Source organism: Phormidesmis priestleyi ULC007, from assembly GCF_001895925.1.
Lineage (GTDB): Bacteria > Cyanobacteriota > Cyanobacteriia > Leptolyngbyales > Leptolyngbyaceae > Phormidesmis_A > Phormidesmis_A priestleyi_A.
This window is the reverse complement of the sequence record NZ_MPPI01000113.1, coordinates 1-1128: the sequence shown is the minus strand read 5'-3', so window position 1 is coordinate 1128 and position 1128 is coordinate 1. Positions and strand designations below refer to the sequence as shown.

Genomic DNA, 1128 nt, shown 5'->3' with positions numbered 1-1128 from the left:
TAAGTAGCTAGGCGCAATTAAATATAAAACGCTCCAGTGAGTACTCACCCGATTGACTCCGGGATTCCATCCCCCGCATCACCACCTTGGCTAAGTCATACTGATTATCGAACATCTGTCCAGCGATTTCATGGGACTTGAGTTGATGCCATTCGCCTTCAATCAGATTCATTTCTGAACAATAGGGGGCAAGAAAGTGGATCAATAAACCTTGTGCTTCCCACCTTTGCCATTGCTCACGGGTGAGGCGACTGGTATGCAAAGAGCCATTATCTTGCACCACCACGGTCAACCGCCCGGTTGCGGCTAAGGTCTGCGCGGCTTTCTCGGCGACCCAATCCATCACCTGGATATAACTCTGACTCTTGAAACCTCCTTGTGCCAAGGCATACTCAAATTGCTCCCCAGGCTGCCATAACCCCAGAATGCTAATCCGGTTGCCATAGCGTTGGTGAGTCTGTTCCATCCGTTTCTGCTCTCCAACGCGACTATAACTGTAGCTGACGGGACTCCAAAGGCAGAACCCGGCTTCGTCCAAATACTTCAGGTCGATATGTCCTTCCTGTTGGGCTAACTGTAGAGTTTCTAAATCGGCTAGTTTTAACGCCTTTTTGAGAGGGTCTTGGTTTCGACGATGGCTATGCCGAGTCCGTTTCCACCGATAGTTTTTTTTTGAGCAAGCGCCGCAAACGGTCGCTGCTTAAATCGACTGAGCGCTCCTGCTTCAGTTTTTTGGCGAGTTGCACACTGTTATAGGTGCGGGGTTCCGCTTCTAGACACGTACTCAGGTAATCTAAGTCGGCAGCTTGCCATTTCGGCTTTGCGCCCCGTCCCGGAGCTTCCCACAGACCGCCTAATCCACCCGCTTCCCAGCGGCGTAATGTCGCGCGCACCGTATGCTCATGGCAATGGAATACTTCCGCAATCATGGGCACGTTCCAGCCTTCCGCATTTAAGCGCAACATGTGGGCCCGGTCACGGGTTCGTTGAGGGACACTTTGAGCCTCTCGTAATTCAGCTAACGTGCGATCCTCTTCTGAAGTCAAAATGATCCGGAGGGGAGCAGGCATAAGGAGGGGTTAATTAGAGGGTCTTCCTATCTTATATTTAACTTCACCCTCCTACTTA

The 1128-nt window shown here is 51.1% G+C and carries 1 pseudogene; it reads right to left on the bottom strand.

Annotated elements, in window-relative coordinates:
• Window positions 1–7 precede the first annotated feature (7 nt).
• A pseudogene (locus BRW63_RS27420) lies at window positions 8–1070 on the bottom strand (IS630 family transposase).
• Between the last annotated feature and the right edge of the window lie 58 nt (window positions 1071–1128).